Origin of the sequence: Pseudoalteromonas sp. NJ631 (assembly GCF_000276645.1) — a bacterium.
In the GTDB taxonomy this organism is placed as follows: Bacteria; Pseudomonadota; Gammaproteobacteria; order Enterobacterales; family Alteromonadaceae; genus Pseudoalteromonas; species Pseudoalteromonas piscicida.
Window position 1 is genome coordinate 469,056 of record NZ_AKXJ01000002.1, and the last position, 16,170, is coordinate 485,225.

The 16,170-nt window shown below is 42.7% G+C and carries 18 protein-coding genes; 6 read left to right on the forward strand and 12 right to left on the reverse strand.

The window, feature by feature from the left end; translation table 11 throughout:
- Window positions 1-58: 58 nt before the first annotated feature.
- Complete coding sequence (locus A587_RS0106505; RefSeq protein WP_017216918.1) at window positions 59-550, reverse strand: GNAT family N-acetyltransferase; 492 nt, start codon at window positions 548-550, stop codon at window positions 59-61.
- A 511-nt stretch (window positions 551-1,061) separates the two neighbouring features.
- On the opposite strand from A587_RS0106505, the gene A587_RS0106515 reads away from it, so the two are divergent.
- Window positions 1,062-1,481, forward strand: a complete 420-nt coding sequence (locus A587_RS0106515; protein ID WP_017216920.1) for a nuclear transport factor 2 family protein — start codon at window positions 1,062-1,064, stop codon at window positions 1,479-1,481.
- A 37-nt stretch (window positions 1,482-1,518) separates the two neighbouring features.
- Window positions 1,519-1,755, forward strand: coding sequence for a helix-hairpin-helix domain-containing protein (locus A587_RS0106520; RefSeq protein WP_010376112.1), 237 nt, complete (start codon window positions 1,519-1,521; stop codon window positions 1,753-1,755).
- 74 nt (window positions 1,756-1,829) lie between these two features.
- Here A587_RS0106520 and A587_RS0106525 read toward each other — a convergent pair whose 3' ends face one another.
- Together A587_RS0106525 and A587_RS0106530 are read right to left on the reverse strand one after the other, a co-directional pair.
- A complete protein-coding gene (locus tag A587_RS0106525) occupies window positions 1,830-2,339 on the reverse strand; it encodes a hypothetical protein (RefSeq protein WP_017216921.1) in 510 nt (169 codons plus the stop codon).
- A 213-nt stretch (window positions 2,340-2,552) separates the two neighbouring features.
- Window positions 2,553-3,425, reverse strand: a complete 873-nt coding sequence (locus A587_RS0106530) for a LysR family transcriptional regulator (RefSeq protein WP_017216922.1) — start codon at window positions 3,423-3,425, stop codon at window positions 2,553-2,555.
- Window positions 3,426-3,520: 95 nt separating this feature from the next.
- Between A587_RS0106530 and A587_RS0106535 the strand changes: the two genes are divergently transcribed.
- Window positions 3,521-4,894: an MATE family efflux transporter gene (locus tag A587_RS0106535; protein ID WP_017216923.1), complete on the forward strand. Its 1,374-nt coding sequence runs from the start codon at window positions 3,521-3,523 to the stop codon at window positions 4,892-4,894.
- Window positions 4,895-4,934: 40 nt separating this feature from the next.
- Here A587_RS0106535 and A587_RS0106540 read toward each other — a convergent pair whose 3' ends face one another.
- Entirely contained in the window at window positions 4,935-5,468 is a 534-nt protein-coding gene (locus A587_RS0106540) for a dihydrofolate reductase family protein (protein WP_017216924.1), read from the reverse strand.
- 86 nt (window positions 5,469-5,554) lie between these two features.
- On the opposite strand from A587_RS0106540, the gene A587_RS0106545 reads away from it, so the two are divergent.
- Window positions 5,555-6,112 (forward strand): TetR/AcrR family transcriptional regulator, encoded by a 558-nt coding sequence (locus A587_RS0106545; protein ID WP_017216925.1) that lies wholly within the window; start codon window positions 5,555-5,557, stop codon window positions 6,110-6,112.
- Window positions 6,113-6,171: 59 nt separating this feature from the next.
- On the opposite strand, the gene A587_RS0106550 is transcribed toward A587_RS0106545, so the two are convergent.
- On the reverse strand, window positions 6,172-6,966 hold the full coding sequence (locus tag A587_RS0106550; RefSeq protein ID WP_017216926.1) for a helix-turn-helix domain-containing protein: 795 nt from the start codon (window positions 6,964-6,966) through the stop codon (window positions 6,172-6,174).
- A 144-nt stretch (window positions 6,967-7,110) separates the two neighbouring features.
- On the opposite strand from A587_RS0106550, the gene A587_RS0106555 reads away from it, so the two are divergent.
- The gene (locus tag A587_RS0106555) at window positions 7,111-7,491 is read left to right on the forward strand and encodes a DUF3224 domain-containing protein (RefSeq protein WP_010376098.1); all 381 of its coding nucleotides are present in this window, start codon (window positions 7,111-7,113) and stop codon (window positions 7,489-7,491) included.
- 19 nt (window positions 7,492-7,510) lie between these two features.
- Here the strand turns inward: A587_RS0106555 and A587_RS0106560 are convergent, their stop codons facing one another.
- From A587_RS0106560 to A587_RS0106575, 3 genes are all read right to left on the reverse strand, one after another.
- The gene (locus A587_RS0106560; protein WP_010376096.1) at window positions 7,511-8,128 is read right to left on the reverse strand and encodes an HAD family hydrolase; all 618 of its coding nucleotides are present in this window, start codon (window positions 8,126-8,128) and stop codon (window positions 7,511-7,513) included.
- 159 nt (window positions 8,129-8,287) lie between these two features.
- Window positions 8,288-10,789, reverse strand: a complete 2,502-nt coding sequence (locus A587_RS0106570) for an ABC transporter permease (RefSeq protein WP_017216928.1) — start codon at window positions 10,787-10,789, stop codon at window positions 8,288-8,290.
- Window positions 10,779-11,492 (reverse strand): ABC transporter ATP-binding protein, encoded by a 714-nt coding sequence (locus A587_RS0106575; protein WP_010376092.1) that lies wholly within the window; start codon window positions 11,490-11,492, stop codon window positions 10,779-10,781. The genes A587_RS0106570 and A587_RS0106575 overlap by 11 nt, the downstream gene beginning before the upstream one ends.
- On the opposite strand from A587_RS0106575, the gene A587_RS0106580 reads away from it, so the two are divergent.
- Entirely contained in the window at window positions 11,491-12,111 is a 621-nt protein-coding gene (locus A587_RS0106580) for an arylesterase (protein ID WP_017216929.1), read from the forward strand. The genes A587_RS0106575 and A587_RS0106580 overlap by 2 nt on opposite strands.
- Before the next feature lie 76 nt (window positions 12,112-12,187).
- On the opposite strand, the gene A587_RS0106585 is transcribed toward A587_RS0106580, so the two are convergent.
- From A587_RS0106585 to A587_RS0106605, 4 genes are all read right to left on the reverse strand, one after another.
- A complete protein-coding gene (locus tag A587_RS0106585) occupies window positions 12,188-12,928 on the reverse strand; it encodes a reprolysin-like metallopeptidase (protein WP_010605588.1) in 741 nt (246 codons plus the stop codon).
- Between the two features lie 15 nt (window positions 12,929-12,943).
- Window positions 12,944-13,645: a hypothetical protein gene (locus A587_RS0106590; protein WP_017216930.1), complete on the reverse strand. Its 702-nt coding sequence runs from the start codon at window positions 13,643-13,645 to the stop codon at window positions 12,944-12,946.
- Window positions 13,646-13,978: 333 nt separating this feature from the next.
- Window positions 13,979-14,572 (reverse strand): 1-acyl-sn-glycerol-3-phosphate acyltransferase, encoded by a 594-nt coding sequence (locus tag A587_RS0106595; RefSeq protein WP_026000896.1) that lies wholly within the window; start codon window positions 14,570-14,572, stop codon window positions 13,979-13,981.
- A 552-nt stretch (window positions 14,573-15,124) separates the two neighbouring features.
- On the reverse strand, window positions 15,125-16,012 hold the full coding sequence (locus A587_RS0106605) for a hypothetical protein (RefSeq protein WP_017216932.1): 888 nt from the start codon (window positions 16,010-16,012) through the stop codon (window positions 15,125-15,127).
- Between the last annotated feature and the right edge of the window lie 158 nt (window positions 16,013-16,170).

The window sequence follows — 16,170 nt, forward strand, 5'->3', positions numbered from 1 at the left end:
ACGGAGCCACTTGATTGCTTGAGTAGCCTACTTACGGTTGTACTAAGCAACCGCTCATTTAAGGCTTTAATAAGGCAAAAATGTGATTGTTGTAGAAACGCTCATTTTTGAATATAGCGCGTTTTAACACCGCCTCTTGCTCAAAACCTGACTTCTCTAGTAGCTTCATTGATGCATGATTGTCGTCAAACACGGCGGCAAAGACCCGTTCAATACTGGTCGCGTTAAATACCTCTGAGGTAATGTGTAAAATGGCTTTATGAGTAATCCCTTTACGCCAATGGCTTTTTGCGAGCCAATAGCCTATTTCACCAGAGCGCTGATATTCAAACTCGCCAGGGGTAATACCTATACAGCCGATAAGCTGCTGACCATCGCAAATCGCTCGGACATATCCGTGTTTACTGCCTTCATTTACCCACCACATAGCATCTTGCTCAGTGTAAGGTTGCGGAATTTTTGTTGATAAATACCGAACGACATCGGGATCGTTCAAAATCACGACCATGTTGTCAACATCATTGGCTTGGAACGATCTTAGCTTGAACATTGAGCTCTCTTTCAATAAATTTAAACGTAAATTCATCAATAAGTTACCATTCCCTCTCGAGGTATACAATGCGTGCTTTGTGTTGAGAAAAGCAAGCTGGGGCTGGTTGTCGCCATTTAATGTTATTTTGCGTATTCTGATTGCATTAAATAAGGTTAATTACTTTATGGACGAGGAATCTACAATGCTAACTTTAAACCTTGCACCGCAAATTCTTCCATTGAGATTACCTAACCTTAACTCGGGATAAGAAGTTAGTTAAGCTACTAAAATACCTAAGTTCAAAAGCGTAATATCACTCTAGCCAGAAGTTATTTCTTAATACAAGGCAAATTTGTGCGTCAATAGCTAGCCTATTGCAAGCAAATTTAACGCAGTAGTAAGGGATAACAGCAGCTAGAGAACAAGTTGTTATCCCGAGTTCAGGTTACCTATATTGTTTTTACTTTTTTTGCCCTAATTAAGAGAGTGAGATAACAAATTAATTGCAAAGGATTAGGAAGAAAACACGATGGATAAAAATACCTTAATTGAATTGGTGACTGAGTACTTTAAAAAGATTGATGCTGGAGATTCAAGCTATTTAGACTTATTTCATGATGAAGTGATTTTCTTTTTTCCAAAGTTTGGTGACGCTGTTGGTAAGCAAGCATTACTTGAGTTTGGCGATAAAATTGGCAGCTCACTCAACAGTATTTGGCACGATATTGTGCATTTTAATTTCATTGTGTCTGGAAAAACTGTTGTTGTTGAAGGGCGCGAAGGCGGTGTGATGCGTAATGGTACGCACTGGCCTGATAATCAAATTTCATCTGGCCGTTTTTGTAGTGTGTTCGAATTCTCTGATAGCTTGATCACAAGAATGCATATTTATGTTGATCCAGACTTCTCAAGCCAAGATAGTGATAGAATTTCAATATTATCGCGCTAATGTTGACTGTTTTGATAAAGAAAAGGATAGCTGAATTATGGTTTTCTCTGAAAGTGAAAAAAACACCTTACTGGCCCTCAAAGGAGTCGGCCCTACGGTGATAAAGCGTTTTGAAGAAATCGGTATTTGCAGTTTGAGCGAGCTTGCAACTTATGAAGTTGAAGAAATTTCTGAGCGGGTCGCTTCAATGTTGCGAACAACCTGTTGGAAAAACAGCCCACAGGCCAAAGCTGCCATTCAAGCTGCAATCACAAAGGCGCGTGAGATGAACTAGCGTGTAAAGCCCCTTTACGGGGCTTACTTAAAGTAGTCTGGTAAACATATGATCTAGGCTTATTTGACGGCTTACTAAGCAACAGCTTCTACAAAGTTGATATCAAAGCGTCCGTCAGGATCTTCTACTTTGATAAGCTCGTTAAGCGGTTTATTTTTAAGCGCTTTATTCTCAGCAAAGATGTCTAGTAATAGTGGTTTTACTTCGTTTCCGCATAGTGCCTCGGCGAGCGCTTCATGAGATAGCTTGAACAACAGATCCATATTCTCGTCCTCGTCTTCAACGAGTTCTATATCTTCCCAGCTCTCGAAAATGTCTCTCAGTTTACTGACTTCTGGACAATCATCTTCAAAGTCAGACAAGATGATAAACTCGTCTGAAGCAACGTTTTTATGCTGTTCGAAACGGCTTTCGGGCAGGCTGTAGATATTCCAATTTACATCGTAATGCCAAAACTCAACAGATAACGACATATGAGAATAAGTACTTTGATTTACATAAAATTTTAACTCGTTGATACGCTTTTTAATGAGCGTAATTAAAACGTTTTCGTAGGCTTCAATAAGCGTATTTTTATCAAACATAATGTATCCTAACTGCAGTCTTAAACAATAAAACTACGTGCTCCTAAATTGGTTCTCAGTATTAATTCCACTCTACTATGTAAATGTGAACTTTTGTTACTGGTGTTTGCTAAAAGGAAATTTATCCAAAACAGATCAATTTAACCATCAGTGTAGAAAAAATACCAGCCTATGCAGAGCCTGTATGGCTTTAATTTGACAGTATAGGTTTACTCAGAATAAGTTAGCTGTTTCGTTATAAAGCCACTGCACAATAGGGCCTTTGCTTTGATCTCTGCGTTGCACTATGCCCATTTCGACGACTAGAGGGTTGGGGATATGCTCGGTTGATAGCTCGAATAGTTCTCCCATATACCACGGTGTGTTGACAACATGTTCAGGTACTAATGCCCACCCAACGCCTCTAATGACTAAACCCATGATGTAATAGTAACTGTCAATGTGCCAGTGGCTTGTGGATATAGCTTGTGATTGAGTATTACCAATGCGGTCGCGTATTACGAGCTGCCGATGTCGATTTAGCTCCTCAATGCTTGGAGCAGAATGTTGTGCCAGCGGGTGGTGAGGGGAGCAGATCAAGATTTGTTTAAAGCTGTTTATCGAAGTGAAATCCAGCGATTCTGGCAATGGTTTTTGGTGAAATAAAATGCCTATTTCTGCCCTTTTTGCGCTTACCCATTGTGCAATGTCGTCTTGAGAGCCATTAATAATGGCTAATTTTAATAACGGAAATTGCTGAGCTAATCGTTCAAATAAAGATTCAAATGCGATAATGGGCACTGCTTCATCCATGGCAACGGTGAGAGACACCTCTTCGCCACTATTAAGAGAATTGGCTCTTGATTGCAGTCGCTGACACTGCATGAGCACCGCTTCGGCTTCTTTCAACAGATCGAGACCAGCTTGATTTAACACTGGCAGTCTGGCGGAGCGGTCAAAAAGTGCAAAGCCTAGATCGGCTTCCAAATTGGCAATAGCGGTGCTGACTCGAGATTGTGCCTTTCCTAAGTGTCTTGCCGCAGCTGAAAATGACCCCAACCTGACGGCGGTGACGAAGGCTTCAAGTTGATCGAGTGTCCAATGCATGATGATTTAACCTATCCGAATTTCGGATGGATACTAACTTTGACCAATCTCAATTACAAGGATAATAACGGCTTTTCATGTTTAAGGATTTCATTATGCTGTTAGATTCTGCGAACAAAGCACATGCTAAATACGCCAACGTTACCCGTACTTTTTGGCGTTATACCATCCCTGCCGTTGTCGCAATGATGGTCAATGGATTGTACCAAATCGTCGATGGTATTTTTATTGGTCACTACCTTGGTGCTCAGGGATTGGCTGCTGTAAACCTTGTTTGGCCCATTATAGGGATCATTATTGGTTTTGGCGTTTTAATCGGGATGGGATCTGGCAGTTTGTTGTCGATTTATTGTGGCGCTGGCGACAATACAGGTGTGCAGCAGCTGATGAGCACCAGCTTTTGGCTCATCGCTATCTTGACTGTGGTTGCAATGACTGTCCTTATATTATTCGGACCGGGTTTGCTCGAGCTTCAAGGTGCATCGGGTGAGCTTTTACATTCCAGTTTGGCCTACTTACAGGTATTAAATTGGGGCGCTGGGGTTACCATTGCGGCAGGTGCGTTGCCGTTACTACTAAGAAACAGCGGTAAGCCAGAAGTGGCAACGGCTTTACTGATTGTAGGGGCGCTCAGCAATATAATGCTCGATTATTTTATGATTGTGAAAATGCAATGGCAGCTGCCCGGTGCTGCACTTGCTACGCTGATTTCACAAGGGATAGTCGCACTTGCAGCGCTCTACTTTTTACTCACTTCTGGTGAAGCAAATAAACCCAAAGGTGCGTTTAATCAGCTCCTAGCCCTAGAAATACTGAAGCAAGGCGCAGCAGGATTGGTGATGTTTTTGTATTTTGGCTTTATCGTTGCGTTACATAACAAGCAGTTGCTGATATTTGCCAGTGAAGTTGAGGTGGCGGCCTTCGCTGTGGTTGGTTACCTTGGCGTTATTTACTATTTTATCGCAGAAGGCGTAGCGAATGGTGTCCAGCCGCCTATCAGTTATTATTATGGAGCAAGCCTTTACCAGCGCATTCACACTATATTTAAACTGGCGCTCAAAGTGAGCTTGGGTGTTGGTGTAGTGATGGTAACGATGTTTTACCTATTTCCGACGGATGTACTTGGGCTCTTCAGTGAGGATTTGGCTTTGCTCAACGCGGCCGAGCGTGGTTTGCAGCTGCATCTATCCACGTTATTCTTGGATGGCTTTATATTTCTTACCTCAATGTACTTTGTTGCGGTAGGCAAAGGCGGTAAAGCGTTGGCTATTTCGCTTGGAAACATGTTGGTGCAATTGCCGTTTTTATATTTATTGCCCTTCTGGTTTGGTGTTGATGGGGTGTGGTTTGCGGTACCTATCTCAAACATCACGTTAACCGTTATTATCATCCCTCTGCTTTGGCGTGACTTATGTCAGTTAAAGCATGCAGATATGGAAGCTACGTCAGAAGGTAAGCAGTGCGCTTAGTTGCATACTGTAGGCGCTTATTTTAAGCGCCTTCTTAGGGTTATCTTTGGCGTACGTAGTAATTTTTTACCACGCAATCTAAATATCTCACCGCATTCACATGTTTGAATTTAAGCGGTTCGTTTAATTCTCCGAATAAAGGTGTTCCACCACCTAAAATAGTTGGAATGGTCGTGATAATTAGCTCATCAATGAGATCTTGTTGAAGAAAGCTTTGTATGGTTTTTGCGCCATCAATGTAAAGGTTTTTAAAGCCCTGCTGAGCCAGTTGTTTGACGATATTTGTTAGTTCACCTCGCACAAGCGATACCTTATCTGAAAAGACTTTTGGTACATCTTTAAGCGTATTACTTAATACAAAAACAGGTTTATTATATGGCCATTCGCAATCAAATCCTTGGATTGTCTCAAAGGTATTACGTCCCATGATGATGGCATCTACGCGGGCCATAAAATCGGCGAACCCAAAGTCTGAACCCTCAGGGTTAGGTAATTCGTGTAGCCAGTCTAAGCAGTTATTTTTATCCGCGATAAAGCCGTCTAGGCTTGCCCCAATATAGACGATGTTTGCCATTTTATACTCCGATTGAACCCTAAACCATTTCAAGATAAAATAAATTCTACGGTGTAGAATTTATTTTATCTTAGCGAGAGTAAACAATGAGTGTCAAGGATAAGAAGCGTGGCCGACCGTTAGCGGAAGGTGAAGCACTAAGTCAGGAGCGGATCATACAAGCAGCAAAATTGCAGATGAAGGAAAGTAGAAAAGTACCTAGTATTCGAGCGTTGGCGAGCAGCCTAAATGTCGATGCGATGGCAATTTATCACTACTTTAAAAACAAACAGGCTTTGCTCGAAGCTTTGACCTGCTCTTTAGTCGATGAAATATATGAACCTAGCTGCGATGAAAAGTGGCAAACAGAACTACAACAGCTCAGTGCAAGTTATTTACAGCTACTCGACGACTATCCAGGGTTGTTAACTGTGCTGCTGTCAATGGACTCAGTAGGTCCAGCTCAGGTATTTCAAACTCGATTTGAAGAAGTGACTCAAACGCTTGAATTACAAGAACAGGCACAACAAGATGCGATTTGCTTACTGGTTGATTATTTACATGGTTTTGCACTTGCTATGGAGTGTAACCCAGATAGAGAAGCGTTTAATGTCTCGATGACAAGCGGTGCAATTGCACTAATTTGTAAAGCGATTGAGGCTTAAGTGTCATTGCGTTGTGGCGTTGTAAAGGGGCATTACAACACATAGAGGCGAAGTACCTGTTAGGGGCGTTTGAGATAACGATTGGGAGTGGTGCCTATTATTTCTTTAAAATCTCTAATAAGATGTGACTGATCGGTATAATCCAACTGAGCCACAATGTCTGCCATTGTAGTCGCATCAGATTCAAGCAGTGCAAGCGCTTGGTGTAGACGATACTTTCGAATTAGCCATTTGGGACTAAAACCGATGTAGTGTTGGCAGAGCCTTTGTATTTTTCGTATTGGCATGTTGCACTGTTCGGCCAGTTGCTCAACCGTAAAAATATCGCTGTGATCTTGCAAAGTGTTGAGAATACCTTCAGCCATAGCTGCACCTGTGCTTAAGGGGAGTGTAAACGGCATTAAAAATTGTGATAGCACTTTTACCCGCTCTGCATCATCACTTGCCGCCGTTAATGAAGAAATAAGCGAACTCGATGGCACATCGCAAAGATGCTCCAAAGAAAAGGTTTTATCGACACATGTCAAAGGGGTGATATCAAATTGCGCTACTAGGGCACCTACCCTAAATTTAACCCCTAAGATCTGCCCTTTTCCATGCATTGTGTAATCGTATACTTTGCTTACAGGACCAATAATTTTTATTTCATCGGTACTTAGTAGTAAATGAAAGTTGGGATCTGGTAAGTTTCGTTGTGTATGGGTTTTATTATCCGGCAAACTCCAGTCGACAAACCAAAACTGCTCGACAAGACCTTTTAACTCTGTACATGGGAAATACCGTCTAAGCTGGTAGTTTGGAGCGCTTTGTTGCTGGTGGAGTACACCGTTGATTGGGCTAAGGTTAGATTTCATCGCTGCCTTGTTATGGATAGAGCTCATTGTTTGTTGTCGCGTTTTTACAATACCAATTTTAAATTGCGTGCTAGATTTAAAACAAGCTGCATGAAACTGCAGAGCAAGGTCAAACTCCTCTACTATAAAATTAAGGGAAATGCGATGCAACTAACAGGTGTGTACGAAATTATCAATTGGCAAGAAACCACAGAAAAACAATTTGATGATGGTGCTAAACTCTCCAAAGCCGTGGTGAGCCTCAGTTATGACGGCGAAATTGAAGGCAGTAGCGAAGTTTATTATCAGCTTCACTATACCGAAGAAGGAGATGTTGAATTTAATGGCTTTGAAGCAGTAATCGGGTGCTTTTCTGGGCAACAAGGCAAAGTTGTATTGATGCACGACGGTCGTTTTAAGCACGGTAAAGCACATAGTAATTTTACGGTGGTACAGAGCGATGTTGACGCGATTGCGGTGGGTGACAAAGGGTCCTTTGAGTCGACTGAGGGAAAAAAGGCAAACTACCAAATAACACATAACTGATAGCTTCAATGTTATTGCGCTAGGCTAAGTAGCGGTGTCTTCTCATGTCTAGCGTGTACAGCGCATCAACTAACTCAGCAAAGTGACTAATGACGACATCTGCTTGCTCTGCGTAGTGAGGTTTGTCATTGGGGGCAAACAAGCATGATGGCATATTGGCGTTATGTGCCGCCTCTATATCGTAGAGGTAATCGCCAACATAAACGCATTGATAAGGTGGCACTTGCCAGGTCTGAGCAACTTGCAGCAGTGCGGCTGGGTCTGGTTTGGCTGGCGCGTCGTCCCTCGTTAAAATCAATGGGATTGGCAATCCCGCTGTTTTAAGCTTCAGTCGCGCCGCTTTTGCAAAGTTTCTGGTCACAACGGCAAGCGGGACACCCATTCTCGAAAGGTGCGCAATAGACTCCTTAACCCCAGGAATAACTTCACAGTGCTGTGCGTCACATAATTCATGTTGGTGGACGATGTTCATGGCCTCTTCACGCATATAAGGTGAAGGCAATCCACTGATAAAACTGAGTAAGTCTTGCCCTACCGGACAGCCAATTTGTGCCCGAATAAGTGAGAAATCGAGTTCAGATGTCACTAGTGTGCCATCTAGGTCAAAAATGATGCCTTTAACCGGTATCCTATCCATTTTTAATATCCTTTGGTTTCGCATATGTACTGCGTAGCCCTACTTAAAGGTAGGTACGTAATTGAAGTTTGTAAAGATCAAGACGATGGAGTTTTGCTTTTGCGAGATGAGTGGCTCACTGATGGTAACGGTGAGCCACTTTTTAGGCTTTTCGAAGTTTTATGCGAGTTTGCGTAGTAGTCCTTGTGTGTTTTGTTTCATGGTATTCGCCACCATAAAGTAGCCAATTACAGCGACGAACGTTGCGCCAGTTGCAGGCCCTAATAGCCAAATATAGGGGTGCAAGCGGCCATCCACATCGAATGTTTGGACTTGGATCACAAAAAGTGCAATGTCACTGACCACGGCAGCTACCAGCCCTGCTAATCCGCCAAGTAATAAAAACTCATAAAGCGTGGCGAGTTTTATCAAACGACCTTTGGCACCGAGAGTGCGCAAGATAACGATTTCTTGCATACGTTCGGCAAGGCTTGCCTGAACCTGAGAAATGAGCACCAAAGAACCGCTGATAAGCACGATACTAAGTACAAAGCTAATCGCCAGTGAGACTTGAGAAATCATCGATTGCGCCTGTTTGAGCTGGCTTTGAATGTCGATCATGCTAATTGTCGGATACGCTTTCAAAAACTGGGTAATAACCTTAGTGTCTGCTATTTCAAGCTTGGCGGCAGTAAAGTAAGTCACTGGGAATTGGCCGGCGATTTTATCGTTAAATATCATCACAAAGTTAGGTTTCAGCGAGCCCCAATTGACACTACGTAAACTCGTTACTTTGGCTTCAATTGTTTGACTATTGATTAGAAAGCTAAGCGTGTCCCCCACTTTTATCCCTACCCGTTCGGCGAGCCCTTGAGCGACGGAAACTTGAAGCGCATCAGAGTCTTCAAACCATTCGCCATCGACTACTTCATTGCCCGCTGGCAATTCATCTAGCCAGGTAAGGTTGAGCTCTCGCCCTACCCCTTCTCGTGCATCTTCGTCTTTTTCTTCACCTTCTTGTAGTGAGACCCGGCGCGCAAACTCTTCGCCATTTAGCGCATTGACACGGCCCAAAAAGACGGGGTAAAAATGTTCATGTTTGATGCCACTTTCATCGAGTTTGCTTTGCATTGGCTGAATTTCTTGTTCCATGATATTGATAAAAAACGCATTAGGTGCGTCTTCTGGAACTTGCATCTGCCAATCTGAGATCATGTCATTTTTCAGTACCACTAAAAACAACATTAATTTGATAGCCAGAGCAAAGCTAATAAGCTGTACCGCATTTGCATTAGCACGTTTTTGCAGTGTGGCAATGGCAAGAGACCAACTTGAGCCAGGGCTCAACCCCAGTTTTCTGCCCGCTGAAAATAACAGTCTTGAGATCACGTATAGCACGGCCATGAGTAGCAAGGTTGCGCCGAATAAAATCGCGGTGATCTTAATATCGCGACTAAATAGCCACATTAATCCAAAAATAGTTAATACCGAGAGCGCCATATGAATTCGGCTAATCGCGATGGTGTCTCCGAGGTTACGTCTTAGGACGCGCAGCGGCGGGATATCAAATAAATCTAATAGTGGTTTCAATGAAAACATCATTGCACACACTACACCCACAGCAATACTCAACAGCCAAGGCCTGAAGCCTGCTTCAGGCAGGGCTGTATCCATAAAGTTAATCAGGTAAGCGGCCCCAATACTTTGCAGCCCGTAACCGATAGCAAGACCGACTACAACGGAAAAAAAGGTCACTAAAGAAAGGTGTAAAAGATAAATACGGCGGATGGTTTTGCGACTACCACCGAGAGTTTTCATCATGGCGACAGGATCATATTGGCGCTCACAATAGCGCTTTGCAGAAACTGCCATCGCTACGGCAGCGAGCATGATACCGAACAATCCAGCAAGGAGTAAAAAGCTCTCCGAACGAGCTAAGTTTTCACCTAAAGGTGATTGCCTGTCTTTTATTCCCTGCCAAGATTGGTTGCTCTTGAGTTGCGGCTTGAGCCAAGTGTAGTACTCTCCCAGCTGCTGCTCTGTGCCCGAAAATAGTAGGCGATAAAATACTCGGCTTCCGGGTTGAATGGCTTTCGTCACCGCAATATCATCATAATTAATAAGGACGCGTTTGTTCCCCGCCAGCGAGAAGAAAGGGGCATCAGGCTCGCTAATAAGCACCTTACTCACGGTAAACTGCCCTGCCCCTATTTCTACCACGTCGCCAATGTTAAGACTAAGGGAATAAAACAAGCCTTCGCTGAGCCATACATTGCCCTTTTTTGGGGCGGCTTGAACTTGGTAATTCTCGCCATTAAGGCTATCTCTTAAAGTAAGTTTACCTCTAAGTGGATAGGTTTCTGTCACAGCCTTTAGCGCGCCAAGTATTAACTCATCGTTGGCAAATAACATCGAGTCAAAATACACTTGCTTGGCGGTATTTAAGCCAAACTCTCGTGCCGTGGTCAGTACTCGGTCGTCGAAATCATGGTTGCTCGAAAGCCGCCTGTCAGCAGCGATAAAATCTGCGGATTTTTGTTCTAGATTCAAACGGATCCGCTCGGTAATGGAAGACAAGCTAAACACAGTCAATACTGCAAGCGCAATTGCAGCTAGGATGATGGTGAGCTCGCCTCGTCTAAATTCCCTAGAGAATAAAGTAAGTGCTAACTTAAACCACATTGACAGCCGCTCCTTGTTTTATTACTTCTAGTTTTCCAGCTTCAATATGAATGATGCGATCACACTGTTGAGCGAGTTGCTCATCATGGGTAACAAGCACCAAAGTGGTGCCATTTTCCTTGTTTAGGTCAAACAGCAAACGCTCGATAAGATGGCCGTTCTTACTGTCTAAATTGGCTGATGGTTCATCGGCGAATAAAATTTTGGGTTTGCCAACAAAGGCTCTGGCTATAGCCACTCGCTGCTGCTCACCACCCGAAAGTTGTGAGGGATAGTGAGTTAGTCGATGAGACAAACCAACTTTTTCTAATAACTCTGTCGCTTGATTTTTTGCACCTTTGTCCCCAGCTAATTCAGCAGGAAGCATCACATTTTCAAGCGCCGTTAAGCTTTGTACTAACATAAATGACTGAAATACGAAGCCGACTTTTTCTGCTCGCAACTGAGCTCGAGCTTCTTCATCCATTTTTTGCAATGATTCGCCATCTAAATGAACTTCTCCTTTGGATGCGATATCTAATCCGGCAAGCAAACTAAGTAAGGTTGACTTACCAGAGCCTGAAGCACCAACGATAGCCACGGACTCACCTGACTTGACAGTGAAATCGATATCACTAAGGATAGTGAGATTACCTTCGACGGTAGAGACCTGTTTAGTAAGGCCTTTTACTTGGATCATATTTAACTGAGAAAGCACTGACATGAAGTACTATTTCCTAAAGTTGTTGTTCATACTTGTTGTTGTAATGGCGCCGTTAAGCGCAAATGCCAAGCAAAAACTCATGATAGTTGGTGATAGCTTAAGCGCCGCTTATGGCCTGAAACAAGATGATGGTTGGGTTAAATTGTTACAAAATAAATACGAAACAGAACAAAATCCGATCGAAATTATCAATGTTAGCGTTAGCGGTCAAACAACAGGTAATGCTGTGGCAAAAATAAATCAGCAATTGAAAACGATTTCGCCTACTCATGTATTAATCGAATTGGGCGGTAATGATGGCTTACGTGGCTTCCCTGTTAAAAGGTTAAAGGCAAATCTCACACAACTGGTGCAATCTAGTCAACAAGCTGGCGCCAACGTTGCCGTAATGGAAATCCAAATACCTCCTAACTTAGGTCCGCGTTATACCAGTATGTTTACTGAGAGCTACCAACAAGTGACAGAGCAAACCGGTAGCTATCTAATGCCCTACTTTATGTTAGAAGTGGCGGACAAACCGGAGTTAATGCAAAACGATAACTTACACCCGAACAAAGAAGCACAACCTCTAATCCGCGACTTTATGTATAAAGAAATCAATCAATGGTTGGCAAAGTAAGCATACATCGCGCAAAAAAACCCGCTAAGAGCGCGGGTTTGGGTGTGTTTTAGTTTGAAACTTGAACGTCAAGCGATTACTTGAAGTTTGCGATGCTCGTTTTAGTCGCATCTACCGTTTTCCAAGCATATGATTGACCAACTACACCGTAAGGCACACCGCCAAGAGACCAGTTCGGGTTAGCGAAGTAGTCGTACTGTGTTGCATTACCAAATACATGTGGATAAGCCATGATACTGGCGAAGTTGTCTTGTACGCCGTGGCCCATACCGTCAACGTATACACCACCGCTGGTGTCACCTTGTTTGCGTGAATGCGCTAGACCTTGGTTGTGACCAAGCTCATGAACAAATGTTGTTGCACCACAATCGATACCTGTAATGCTGAACATACGGTTGCTCATGCTTGAATATAGGTTGCCATTGCTACCTTGACCTACCCAAGCTAGACCACATGTGATGTAGTTACCATTGCGCTCACCTGTACCAAGTACTGCAACCATATCTGCACGCCAAGTATTACGTAGGTTAGCTACATAGCTGCTGTTAGTCACAGAATCTAACCAAGCACTCGTTGGTGTGATGTTGTAGTTACCTAAATTTTGCGTGCCTGCAAGACGTAGTTGCAGATCGATACCATTTTGGCTGTAAACTTGGTTTGTAAACGCAATCAACTGATTGATTTTAGTGTTAATGTTTGATGTAGCAGCCGCTGACTGATCAGTATAAAGAATGCCGATATCAACGGTGACTGCTGATGCGCTTGCAGATAGAGCGAGTGCTGTTGCCAGCGATGCTGCCTTTACTGTTGTCTTCATTGTTTTTCCTTTCTTTTAGTTAACGTTACTTTTGGGTTGAAAAATATCTTCCTTCACAGACACTGAGTTACGTTCTGTTTCGTCATGACTATCATGCGGATGCAATTCTTCTTCTTTGTGAGAGCGATATAAGTCTCGCTTGGCTGCGATCCAGCCAAATTGGTCTTTTGATTCGAATACATAGTTGCCGCTTGGCGCGGTGAGTTGACCATATACGGCGTCTTTTCCTACCGTCAAAACGGTGGTATGGAAACGACCATCAGCACCAGTGACCTTACCAAAGACGCTTTTATCGCCGTTTTCTGCTAAGGATATGCCGGTCACTTCTGCTACAAATGACTCTTGTGTTTGCGGAATAAGCAATTCAAAGTTATCGCCGCCTTCTAATTTTCTGAGTGTAGGTAAGTCAAATTCAATATAAGCTTCATTGTTTAAGTCTTGTGGTAACACCTTTGCGGCTGACAGCACGGCTTTTGCTTTATTCGATACCTTATTCACCGCATAAAAGTCACTGCTTTTTTGTATTGGCGCTGCTGTGATGGTGACTTGCTTAGAACCTTGTTCAAGCGTATCAAGCTCTAGGGTCGCCTTAGACTCATCTTCTGGGTTGTTCGAAACTTGAATTACATTTGCATGTGAAGGCTGAGCTTCAGGCATCATTTTCCAAAAAGCAATTCCAATAAAACCAACAAGTAATGCAACAATGAGCAATCGCATAATCCACCACGAATACGTTAATAAGTGGTGAAATACTATTCATTTTGAGGGGTTGTGATCAACTTTAAATTTACCAAATGTTTTCATTTTGATTCATTAAAATTAAATATCTTCATGATATATATGTATAAATCTCATTAACAAATCTTTACAATGTGATGTGCTTAAATGTGTTATGCAGTATGTTTGTCAAACTAATGTAACTAAAGTGTGTTTTTGAAAGTGATTGATTAAATTGACTTTATTTTTTCAATTAGTGGTATTATTTATCTGTTACTTTCCATCTATTTGATTTATATATTTAAAGTTTTCTGCTTTAGTTGACGCTTTTATTCATAATCCTGATGCGTGTTCAGGGTATTTTGCCATTTGTTTTGAAAACTGTTGTTTGACTTGGTGAAGTAACTGATCTGGAGTGAACTCTGTAGTATTGTTAATCGCCGGCATAACAACAAAAGTTTTACTACGGTAATCTATTGCCATAGGCACAATGGGGACTTTGGCGGATTGTGCGATGTAGATAAAACCTTTTTTCCATTCTGAGGTGTATTTACGAGTCCCTTCTGGGGCTAGGCCCAAAATTAATTTGTCGTTGGCATTGAAGATATCGCGAACCTGCGTGACCATACCATGAGGTGCATCTCGCCTAACCGGAATACCGCCCCATTTGCGTAACAGCCAGCCAAATGGTGGGATAAAAATGGTGTGCTTGCCTAAAAAACGAATTTCAACATCAAGTGCAAGCTTGACAGCAATGCCAATAAAGAAATCCCAGTTTGATGTATGCGGCGCGACAGCTGCTACGAATTTGTCTTCACTAGGGAAGGTGCCAGCTATCTTCCATCCCATCATCTTAAGCATCAAGTTTCCAAGCTTTCGACCAATAGGGCTGTTCGAGCGTGGGATATTGGGTGGAATATTGATCAAGGTAATGGCCTTATTTGCTTTTGTTATTTATTGATGGTGAATGTATTTTAGCTGAAAGTTCTAAGTACCAGCACTGGTGTGCGATACCATTGTATAAGATGAATTACTGATTAGGCAGAGAAATCTACAAAAGCATGATTGAACTAATGTCGATCCCTTACTGCTGTACCCCAGTCCCAGATTAATTAACCAAAACTAGGGCCTGTTGATCTTTCAAGTTTGTTTTTGCCGCAGTTTGATTGGTATTTATTCAAGGCAGAGCCTGCGTAGCATAGTTATTCTATGTGAGTCAGGCGATAAAGACTTTGTGCTCCTGCAAAGTCACCTTACCCCACACCCTTGTGGGGCAACACAGAAGAAATGCCAATCAAGCGCTGCCCTTCGGGTTCACCTGAGTGCGCTTTGTTCATTGTTGCTCAACTTTTGCTTAGATTACTAGGCGGCAAGTCGAGCGCCGCGACCAAAACCCACTCAGGGGAACAAAAATCAAACAGCAAAGGTAAACAGGCCCTAATAATTCAAGTTTCAATAGTTTGTTACGCTGAGTTAGGTTTAGTTGGGTGATATGCACTGGTGGATAGGTTGCCAAGTATATTTGGGGTTAAACAGGGTATCCCTTGTGTGGCCACTCAAGTTTGGGTTTTGCAGTTTTAATGCTTTTCTCTCTTCAAATTTAGCTTTTGTAATGGCTTCACGAGTAATTGGGTGATTGAAAAACAGTTTATCAAACGAGCCATCTTCTATTGCTTTGTTGAGGCCATAGGTAAGGCGCTCCTTGAGTCGATGATTGTTTTTATTGACGAAAAAATACATGGCGGCGGGATAACAAAACGCGAACTTGGACTCTACTACTGCACTATTCATACTTTGTAACTCGGTCCATGGTTCGTGAAGCGCACGAGGAAAGAGCTCAAAGCGCTTTTCTTCTAGCATTTTAGGTAAAAGGGATGCCATGCTAGTAACCACAACAAAGCCATTTTTTTCGTAGATTGAGGTATCAGGCCAATCGATACCACTACCAAGTGTTAAACTCATTAATTGGGCGGGAGAGTGAAGTAGAGAGAGTCTTTCTTCGCTATCTTTGTGGATAAGAAATAAACGCGCGCCCATCATTCCTTTTAGTAGTGGCACATATACCGTCGCTAAACTTTTTTCCCTTCTGAGTGACGTCATGCTCCAGTGAACATCTAAAAGCTTCCCTTGTTCCAAAATTTCTAAGGTGCGTCCTTGGGGGGTGTGATCGAAAGAGTTTTCACTGAGTTGGTAAGCACCGTATTTATCGCGGCTCTTATTTAGAGCCAGTCTTAATAACGCGATATAGTAGTCTTGCTTGGGATCGGCAAGTTCTTTAGAGATGTTATAGCGCACTAGATCGCTCGCACAGACGCTATATGATGTCAGTAATATGAAGGTCAAAACCAGCTTTAGTGAGGCCATCATTCCTTTTCCTCATCGCGCATTAACAATGTATGCTTTAACTTTAGCGCAGAACGCGAGTTGATAAAGTAAAAAAGGCACCGAAGTGCCTTTTCCTCATCGCGCGTTCACAATGTATGCTTTAACTTTAGCGCAGAACGCGAGTTGATAAAGTAAAAAAG